This window comes from Allobosea sp. 2RAB26 (assembly GCF_052115465.1).
Lineage (GTDB): Bacteria > Pseudomonadota > Alphaproteobacteria > Rhizobiales > Beijerinckiaceae > Allobosea.
The window spans coordinates 39,610-48,929 of sequence record NZ_JBFRGS010000030.1 but is presented as its reverse complement, the minus strand read 5'-3'; the positions used below and the strand labels follow the sequence as shown (position 1 = coordinate 48,929).

The window sequence follows — 9,320 nt, the reverse complement described above, 5'->3', positions numbered from 1 at the left end:
GAAGCCAATGCGGAGAATGTACCGTTTCCCGACCAGCATTTCGATTTCATCCTGGTCTTCACGGTGTTCTCCTCGATTTTGAGCCCCCTCATGGCCAGAAACGTGGCGCGCGAGATCAATCGCGTCCTGACTCCGAACGGAGTGATCATTTGGTATGACATGCGCTATCCCAATCCCTGGAACCGCAATGTCAGGGCCATGACACGGCGCCACATCCAGGACCTGTTTCCCGAGTTCGAGAGCGAACTGGCCTCGAAAACGCTGATTCCCCCCATTGCCTACCGTCTCGGCGCTCTCACCGATCCGCTCTATCCGGCGCTGACATTCTTCCCCGCCTTTCGATCGCACTATTTCGGCATGCTGCAACGGGCGTCTGCCGCCGTGGCCGAACCTGGGGACACCGTGTCCTCGCCATTGCGCCCGACCGAACTCAAATCGCGACGGAGCGCTTCCGTCTGACGCCGATGAGGTGTGCGTGGGCTCGCGGGGAAACCGCGGGCCTCTTTGCGTTCGCGTGTCGAAGCCGAAGCTGCGTGGCGCCGGCGCTGCGCCGCCAGCCCGATGGTCGGGGCCCGGACACCGACAGCCCTCCGAGTGACATCCGGGATGTCGAGGGCGACAGCCTCGACGACAGAGCCGGTGATCGCAGTGGCCTCCATCGCGGCCGGCAGGTCAGGTCACCTCCGCCAATGCCGATCTCCCTGGCGCTACAGCAGCGGCCCGGGAACGGGATTGCGGTTTTCGGGAAAGCCGGTGCGCTCACAGAGGGGTGGATCACCGGGCCGGATACGGGATATCCCGGTCGGATGATCTAATGTGAGAGCGCCGCATAACCACGTGCTGCGGGCTCCTCAGCGACAACGCGCGATGGGCGCATCCTGGCCTGCACCTCGGCGGTGATCCGATCGATCGACAGATCGCAGCTAGGGGCATCGATGCTGCTGATCCGGATCATGGGGAGCGCGCGTGCGCTGACCATGTCAGAGATCAGGTCGACATGGTCGACGTGGTCCAGGCTGCCTTGCAGGTCGATTTCTAGGTAGCGCTGAAGCGGGCCGATCTTCTGCCAGCGATCCCGAAGGCGCTCCTCCAGAAGGGTACGTGGCGCTTCGAAGCGGATGAGCAGGTCCGGCTTCGGCACGATGTCGAGCGCACGTCCGACAGGGTCGCGGTCGGTTATGCCGCTAAGCAGGATAAGCGAGGCCACCGCCTGGACCATGCCCTGATCGAAGATCGTGATCGCATCGGAGGCTTGCGCCGCCGTCCATTCGTGATGGAGCAGGGCCAGGTGCCAATAGAGGCGAATGAACCAAAGCCGGTCCTTCGGTGGCAGGATCCGGAAGAGCTCCGCGACGCCAGCGGCCGGACCGGCGGACCTGAGCAGTTTGACGCTGGCCAGGCATTTGAGAATGCCGCGCCTCAGCGGATGGGCCCGCACACCAATCCGAGGGTTTACGACATAGCCGAGGCCGCGCAGATGGGCGGTCAGGGCGGAAACCATCGTCGTCTTTCCGGCCCCGGACGGCCCAAACATCTCCAGGATCATCGCGAGCCTCTCCGTCTTGCCTGGGCGCCCGGGAACCGAGCGCTGACTTTAGGGCATTTGGCTGCGCCATGGTCCCCGCGCCTGGCCATTCCCGCCCGTGCGTGCATTCCATGGATCGACGGCATTTCGCCTGCCCCTCCCCACCCAGGCCCGACGCAGATCGGCTTCGGCCCCGGACGGAATACGGCCATCCCATTGCTGCCTGGCCTCGCCGAAGCGGAGCTTGAGGCAGCCTTGGGAAACTAGGAAGGAGCCTTGCGAACGTCATCCTCCGTTCGAAGGATGTGGCTCAAGCCCCTGCCTGCCGGGCAGGATCGAGGCGGCGCGGTCGCGGGAAAGGATGCGCGAGGGTGCGCTGGTCTCCGGCGGACAGGCCGGTCGGCGGCGGCGCCTCGGCAGGGCCGTCTGCCTGGCCGGGAGGACGGCTGCGAGGCCGCCAGGATCATCGGCCGGAACGGATCCTGTGCCGGGATGGGTGGCAGCGGCGCGATGTCGCCCGCTTCCCTGGCAGGCGGCCTGCGGCGTCAGGCCGCGAGACGCATCTTCTCCAGGCGCGAGAAGACCTGCGCGACATCCGCCGCGGGGGTCGGCGGCCCGAAATAATAGCCCTGCACCTCGGTGCAGCCCACCGCCATGACCGCCTCCAGCTGTTCCCGGGTTTCGACGCCCTCGGCGGTGGTCGTCATGTTCAGGCTCTGCCCGAGATGGGCGATCGAGGTGACGATGGCGCGGCAATCCTCCTGCACATGCATGTCTTTGACGAAGGACCGGTCGATCTTGATCTTGTCGAAGGGAAAGCTGCGCAGATAGCTGAGCGAGGAGAAGCCGGTGCCGAAATCGTCCATGCAGGTGCGGATGCCGAAGCGGCGCAACTGGTGCAGCACGGCGAGCGTGGCATCGCTGTCCTGAAGCAGCACGGATTCGGTTATCTCGAGTTCGAGCCGATGAGCCGGCAGCTGGCTGCCAGCCAGCGCACTGAACACGATCTGCGCGAAGTCGTCGTTGCGGAGCTGGACGGCCGACAGATTGACCGATACCCGGGTGCCGTTCGGCCATTGCGCCGCATCGGCACAGGCGCGCCGCAGCACCCACTCACCTATCGTCACGATAAGCCCGGTCTCCTCGGCGACCGGGATGAATTCTGCCGGCGAGATCGCCCCTCGGACCGGGTGGGTCCAGCGCAGCAGCGCCTCGAAACTGACGATCTCCATCCGCTTCAGATTGACGATGGGCTGGTAGTAGACCTCCAGTTCGTTTTCCTGGAGCGCCCGACGGAGCGCATCTTCCAGCGCGCGCCGCGCGTCGATCTGCTCTTCCATGGGGGCTTCATAGAAACAGTAGGTTCCCCGTCCGGTATTCTTCGCCGCGTACATCGCCATGTCGGCATGGCGCAGCAGCGAATCGCAATCGCTGCCATCCTTGATGGCCATCGCGATGCCGACGCAGGTCCCGATCCTGATGTCGCGACCGGCGATGCGGAAAGGCTGCCCCATGCGTTCGACGATGCGGGTGGCGATCCGGCGAAGCTCGTCGAGATCGGGGTATCCGCGACACAGGACAGCGAATTCATCGCCGCCGAAGCGAGAGACGATATCGCTGCCGCGGACCGCCTTCTTCAATCGGACGCTGACGGATTTCAGCAATGCGTCGCCCAGTTCGTGACCGAGCGTGTCATTGACGGTCTTGAAACGATCGAGGTCGAGATAGAGCACGGCGAAACTGCCGGCCTCACCGTGATGAAGTTCGAGCGCGCGCTCCAGATGTTCGCGAAACTGGGCGCGGTTCGGCAAATCCGTCAGCGCATCATGATGCGCCATATAGGCAATGCGCTCCTCCGAGCGCCGGCGCTCGGTCACGTCCTCATAGGTCGCAACCCAGCCGCCATCCGGCATCGGCTGCTGCGAGACGGAGCAGACCGTGCCGGCGGCTAGCTCGAACGAGAACGTCGCCGATCGCGGTCCCGACGCAATGGCCTTCTGATGGGCGAGCAGGGCAGCGAAGCGCTCGTCAGCCACGGTCGTAAGACTCGCCCCCGGCTTGGTGCTCGACGCCGGCAGCTCGAACATCTGGCGAAAGCGCTCGTTGCAGACGATCAGGCGGTGTTCGCCGTCGACCAGCAGCAATCCCTGCGACATGTTGTTCAAGGCCGCATCGAAGCGCTGGTTCTGGGTCCGCAATTCGATGTCGCGCAGCACCAGCATCTCGTTTTGATTCTTCAGGCTGTCGTTCTTGCTGGAAATGTCCTCATTGGCCCGTTCGAGTTCGCCCTTCGCGTCCTTCAGCCCGTCGGTCAGCACATGCATCTCGCGATGGGCATGATTGAGCAGCCGGTTGCGAAAATGAAGCAGCAGGACCAGGCCAAGCGACATCAGCACGAGCGTCATGATGATGCCCGAGAAGAACCAGTGCAGGCTCAGAAGCTCACGTTGATCGCCATCGACCTGATCGCCGGAAATGCGGTTGGCCGCGGCCGCGAGGCTCGACATCTTCTGGTCGAGCGGCGCCAGTCGCGCACGGATCCGCGCGGCATTCTCGGGGTTGAGATGGTCGACCCAGGGTTCGATCTCGGCCAGGGCCTGGCGGAATTCATCGACGGTCGCGCGCCTGTCGGCACCTTGATTGACGAACTCCTCGAACTCGCCGGAGCTGAGTAGGCTGAGGCGGTTGAGCAGGATCTGATAGCGCAGCGCCACCTCGTCGGCGTCGACCTTGCTGGACGGAATGCTGAAGCTGGCGACGCGCTCCTGGAAGCGCTGGAGCTCGACGACGGACTGGCTCGCAAGCCAGGTTACATTGTAACGCGCCGTCTGTCGGATCAGATTCTGCTGCTCGACGATAAGACTTGATACATACAATGCAGACAAAACGAGGCCGACAAGAACGGCCCCGAGAAAGGTTTCTATCTTCCGCATCTTCAGCATGAGTTAATCCCGGCAGATTCTCCCACAGATGCTAGACAGTTGCCATTATCTACCCTCTCCCTAGCGGACAATCAACTTTGAAACCTGCCAGGCCGAGCGGCTGTAGAACTTCTGGCTGCGCAACTCAGGGTTGCTGTCATAGGGATAGACGATGAACAGCGGCCCCTTGTCCCGGATCGGCATGTATTCACCATTGCGCTTCAGCGCCAGGATGACGTTGTACTTCGCGAAGTCCTCGAGTGGTATTTCTGTCGTATAGTCGTTGAGTGCGATCGCTTGAACGGTGTCGCCCTTGGCGCCGACCGACTTCATCAGTTTATCGAGAGAGATGCCTTCGAATTTCTGCGGTCCGGAGTACCACGGGGTATTGGTTTCGATTGTCATGAGCCCCATCGCCTCGAGCGCGGCGCGATCGAACTGTGCGGAATCCCCGCTATTGGTCACGGAGATCTTTCCGGATATCGTCAGGATGACCTTGTCCGTCGGAGCGGCCAAGGTCTGGGCGCTGACTGTCCCGGCCATGAGCAGACCAATGGACGAGATCGCGCCCAGGGTGATTCCACGTCGCAATGTGTCTATAGACATGAGGGGCTCCCGATCGGTCCAAGCTCGAAATCCTACGAGCCGGCCATTAAAAACCTCTAAAGCGGAAATCGGTTAAATTATTGATATACTTACACAAGAACCCCGCGAATTCCTCTGCGATTTTGACGTACTAACCCGACCCACGTGCGACCCCTACCGCCCACGAAGGCATCTGGATGCAACATGTCACGAGCGAATAGCCTACCGAATTCAGCCCGCCTCGGAAACCACGCGGTCGAGGGCTACCTGGACAAGACCGAGCGGGCGGACATGCGGGCCGCGGCTGCGAAGAAGATCGAAGAGCTGTTCGATATTCTGCAGATCGACCACCAGAACGATCATAACACGCGCGATACACCGGCGCGGGTCGCCAAGATGTTCGTCGAGGAACTCCTGCACGGCCGCTACAACCCGCCGCCGAAGATCACCGAGTTCGACAATGCCACGAGCTATGACCAGCTGATCGTCACCGGCCCGATCGATGTCCGCTCGACCTGCGCCCATCATCTGATGCCGATCTATGGCGTGGCCTTCATCGGCGTGCTGCCGTCGCCGGAAGGCAAGATCATCGGCCTGTCGAAATATGATCGCATCATCCAGCATTTCGCAGCCCGCCTCCAGATTCAGGAAGAGCTGGTCAAGCAGATCGAGCAGCATATCGTCGAGACCACCAATCCCCGCGGCCTGGCGGTGAGGATCAGCGCCGTCCACATGTGCAAGACCCATCGCGGCGTTCGGGCCAGCCATGCCAGCCGCATGGTGAATAGCTCGTTCTACGGCGAGTTTGCCACAAACGCGTCATACAAGGCCGAATTCATACAGGAATGCACATCTCTGGAACGGTATTAGGGCCCAGATCAATGGACAGCGTTGCAATGATGCAGGACCACAAGCCTGCGCGGACCGTTCACCGGGACGTCTATCGGTCGACCAAGACCTATGACTTCGTCGAAGGCCTGTCCTGCTGCTTCCGCCAATGGCGCGCAACGCATTCGCATTGCAGCCTGGTTCACGGCTATGCGCTGTCCTTCAAATTCATCTTCGCCACCCACGAGCTCGACGAGCGCAACTGGTGCTTCGACTTCGGCGGGATGAAGGAGATCAAGACCTGGTTGAAGCACATGTTCGACCACACGATGATTGTCGCGGCCGACGACCCGCATCTCGACGCGTTCCAGGGGCTGGCCGACAAGGGCCTTGTCGACCTGCGGATCATGCCCGCAGTCGGCTGCGAGGCGACGGCGCGCTACACGTTCGACCATGTTGCGGCCTGGCTTGCCAATCAGATCGGCGAGCGTGTCTGGCTGGAATCGGTCGAGGTCCGCGAGCACGACGGAAACTCGGCGATCTTCGAGCGTCGGCAGGGCTAACGGCTGACGCTTCAAAGCCGGCGCCCCATTCGCAGGCCAGACCGCGGGCCGACCTACCGCCTTTCAGGCCAATCCGGAGGATCGGCTCCGGCGAGTTTACGGGGGAAGCGGGGCAGATCCGTCACCCTGGAGGCGACAGACGGTTCAGCCCCGACGTCGCGCCCTGATCGGCGATGCGGGCTGCCGCCGATCGCAACGGCACATCCAGCGCAGGCCATGTGAGGATCGCCCCCTCCGCGCGACGCACGTCAGATCAGGTCGTGGATGCCGGATTGGGACCGAACTCGGTATGCTGTCGGCTTGACGATCGCGGCGTGGCAATTCCTTCCCGTCTTCAGCGGTCAAAGCGTCCGATTCTGCCTAGACCTCCTGTTTTACCGAGATCATGATGGGCGGTCCCCCGGGTGGGAGCGCAGTTTTTTCGCAGCGATGTACCGGTCCCTTCAAGGCAGCGGGAGTTTGCTATGGCGAAACTCGGTCGCAGCGCCCTCGCCGCCGCGAGCCTTCTCACCCTGGTCTACCTGCCGGCACTGGCTCAGCAAGTTACTGGCACCCTAGGTTCGCCAAGCGCGACGACGACGCTGAGCGGAAAGCAGTTGCCGCCCCCCGATCCGAGATTCGGCGGAGTGATCAACCAGAAGGCTTCGGAATCGAAGGCTTGGTGGGCGCCAAGCATCGTGCCGCCAAAGGGCGCGCCCAACGTGCTGCTCATCATGACCGACGATGTCGGCTTCGGTGCGCCGGGCACCTTTGGAGGCGTTGTTCCAACTCCGGCGCTCGACCGCATCGCAAATAGCGGGATCCGCTACACCAATTTCCACTCCACGGCGCTGTGCTCACCGACGCGCGCGGCGCTGATCACCGGGCGCAACCATCACGTCGCCGGCTTCGGCGTGGTGGGCGAAATCGCGACGGGGTTCCCAGGGTACAATTCGATCATCCGGAAGGAGAACGGCACGATCGGGACAATCCTTAGAGAGAATGGCTACGCGACCTCGTGGTTCGGCAAGAACCACAACACACCTTTCTACCAGGCGAGCCAGGCCGGACCATTCGATCAATGGCCGACCGGATTGGGCTTTGACTATTTCTACGGCTTCGTCGGCGGAGACGCGAGCCAATGGCAGCCAAATCTCTTCCGAAACACGACGCCGATCTATCCGTTCCAGGGCGCATCGGACTGGAACCTGACCACAGCCATGGCCGACGAGGCCATCCAGCATATGAAGCAGCTCAAGGAGGTCGCTCCGGACAAGCCGTTCCTCGTCTACTATGTCCCCGGTGGCACGCATGCGCCGCATCATCCCACGCCGGAGTGGATCACCAAGATCAGCGACATGCACCTCTTCGACGGCGGCTGGAACACGCTGCGCGAGACTATCTTCGCCAACCAGAAGAGGCTCGGCATCATGCCGGCCGAGGCCAAGCTGACCCCCTGGCCCAAAGAATTGCCGGAGTGGGATTCGCTCGGTTGGGAGGAGAAAAAGCTCTTCACCAGGCAAATGGATGTCTACGGAGCTTATCTCGCCTATACCGACCACGAGATCGGACGGGTCATCCAGGCCGTCGAGGACCTCGGTCAGCTCGACAACACCCTGATCATCTATATCAGCGGCGACAATGGCGCGAGCGCCGAGGGCATGCTCAACGGCACGCCGAACGAGTTCACCACCTTCAACGGCGTTGCGGTGCCCGTGAAGGACCAGTTGCTCTGGTACGAGTTCTGGGGCTCGGAGCGAACCTTTCCGCATTTTGCCGCCGGCTGGGCCTGGGCGATGAGCACGCCGTTCAAATGGGTCAAGCAGGTCGCCTCGCACTTTGGCGGAACGGCCCAGGGCATGGCCATGTCCTGGCCCGGCCGTGTCAAGGATGTGGGCGGTATCCGGCGGCAGTTCCACCACATCATCGATATCGTGCCGACGATTCTGGAAGCGACCGGTGTCGCTGCCCCCGCTACTCTCAACGGCATCAAGCAGCGTCCGTTCGACGGCGTCAGCATGATGTACACTTGGGACAAGGCGAGTGTGACCGGGCCATCCCGGCGCAAGACCCAGTATTTCGAGATGCTCGGCAACCGCGCGATCTACAATGACGGCTGGGTGGCGGCCACGACGCCGGCGACCCTGCCCTGGGCACTGAGCACGGCCACGCCTCCGGATGTGATCACGGGCTACAACTGGGAGCTTTACAACATCAGGCAGGACCCCACGGAGTCCAATGACCTGGCTGCGAAATTGCCGGACAAGGTCAAGCAGATGCAGGCGTTGTTCTATTCGGAAGCCAAGAAGTACGACGCACTGCCGCTCGACAATTCGTCGCTCGCGCGCTGGAACACACCGCGTCCGAGCCTGACCGCGGGCCGAACGCTCTTCACCTATTCAGGAGAGCTGTCCGGTGTGCCGCCGAGCGCTGCCCCAAGGATCCTCGACAAGTCATACACCATCACCGCAGAGGTCGAGATTCCCGAGGGCGGACGCTTCGGTGGTTATGGCCTCTTCCTGAGCAAGGGCGAATTGGGGATCGGCCGCGGCAAGCCTGTGTTCCTTTACAATCTCCTCGATCTGCAGCGGACGATCTGGGAAGGGCCGGAACTGACGCCGGGAAAACACAGCATCGTCTTCGACTTCAAATCCGACGGCCCCGGCCTGGGTAAGGGCGGCACCGGCGTCCTTTCCGTCGACGGACAGGAAGTGGCCAGAAAATCGATGGACCATACCATCCCGATCACGTTTCCCGAGGACGAGAGCTTCGATGTTGGCCTGGATACCCGCACCGGGGTCGCGCTGCTGGAGCATCGCTATGACCCACCGTTCAAGTTCACCGGCAAGATCAAGAAGCTGACGGTCAAGCTCGAGCCGGTGCAGTGAACGCAGCCAGATCCCTGCGCGCTCCCGTGCA

The 9,320-nt window shown here is 62.3% G+C and carries 7 protein-coding genes; 4 read left to right on the top strand and 3 right to left on the bottom strand.

All coding sequences use genetic code 11. The annotated features are described in order from the left end of the window. Positions 1-459: methyltransferase domain-containing protein (locus AB4118_RS31905; RefSeq protein WP_441493514.1), on the top strand; the 459-nt coding region annotated here is incomplete at its 5' end. Between the two features lie 352 nt (positions 460-811). Here AB4118_RS31905 and AB4118_RS31900 read toward each other — a convergent pair. From AB4118_RS31900 to AB4118_RS31890, 3 genes are all read right to left on the bottom strand, one after another. Then, positions 812-1,546 carry a hypothetical protein gene (locus tag AB4118_RS31900; RefSeq protein WP_441493513.1) on the bottom strand — a complete coding sequence of 245 codons (735 nt, stop codon included), beginning with the start codon at positions 1,544-1,546 and terminating at the stop codon, positions 812-814. A 524-nt stretch (positions 1,547-2,070) separates the two neighbouring features. Continuing rightward, a complete protein-coding gene (locus tag AB4118_RS31895) occupies positions 2,071-4,467 on the bottom strand; it encodes a putative bifunctional diguanylate cyclase/phosphodiesterase (RefSeq protein ID WP_441493512.1) in 2,397 nt (798 codons plus the stop codon). A 60-nt stretch (positions 4,468-4,527) separates the two neighbouring features. After that, on the bottom strand, positions 4,528-4,989 hold the full coding sequence (locus AB4118_RS31890) for a putative pterin-binding protein (RefSeq protein WP_441493515.1): 462 nt from the start codon (positions 4,987-4,989) through the stop codon (positions 4,528-4,530). Between the two features lie 246 nt (positions 4,990-5,235). On the opposite strand from AB4118_RS31890, the gene folE reads away from it, so the two are divergent. The 3 genes from folE to AB4118_RS31875 all read left to right on the top strand — a co-directional run bounded on the left by folE (position 5,236) and on the right by AB4118_RS31875 (position 9,289). Next, on the top strand, positions 5,236-5,901 hold the full coding sequence (folE, locus tag AB4118_RS31885) for a GTP cyclohydrolase I (protein ID WP_441493511.1): 666 nt from the start codon (positions 5,236-5,238) through the stop codon (positions 5,899-5,901). A gap of 11 nt (positions 5,902-5,912) precedes the next feature. Beyond that, positions 5,913-6,422 (top strand): 6-pyruvoyl trahydropterin synthase family protein, encoded by a 510-nt coding sequence (locus AB4118_RS31880; protein ID WP_441493510.1) that lies wholly within the window; start codon positions 5,913-5,915, stop codon positions 6,420-6,422. 464 nt (positions 6,423-6,886) lie between these two features. Then, on the top strand, positions 6,887-9,289 hold the full coding sequence (locus AB4118_RS31875) for an arylsulfatase (protein ID WP_441493509.1): 2,403 nt from the start codon (positions 6,887-6,889) through the stop codon (positions 9,287-9,289). Positions 9,290-9,320: the final 31 nt, after the last annotated feature.

Excerpts from the sequence above, each read along its gene's own strand:
- AB4118_RS31890 (WP_441493515.1), bottom strand. The coding sequence starts at position 4,989 with ATGGCCGGGACAGTCAGCGCCCAGACCTTGGCCGCTCCGACGGACAAG.
- AB4118_RS31895 (WP_441493512.1), bottom strand. The coding sequence starts at position 4,467 with ATGCTGAAGATGCGGAAGATAGAAACCTTTCTCGGGGCCGTTCTTGTC.
- folE (WP_441493511.1), top strand. The coding sequence starts at position 5,236 with ATGTCACGAGCGAATAGCCTACCGAATTCAGCCCGCCTCGGAAACCAC.
- AB4118_RS31875 (WP_441493509.1), top strand. The coding sequence starts at position 6,887 with ATGGCGAAACTCGGTCGCAGCGCCCTCGCCGCCGCGAGCCTTCTCACC.
- AB4118_RS31900 (WP_441493513.1), bottom strand. The coding sequence starts at position 1,546 with ATGATCCTGGAGATGTTTGGGCCGTCCGGGGCCGGAAAGACGACGATG.
- AB4118_RS31880 (WP_441493510.1), top strand. The coding sequence starts at position 5,913 with ATGGACAGCGTTGCAATGATGCAGGACCACAAGCCTGCGCGGACCGTT.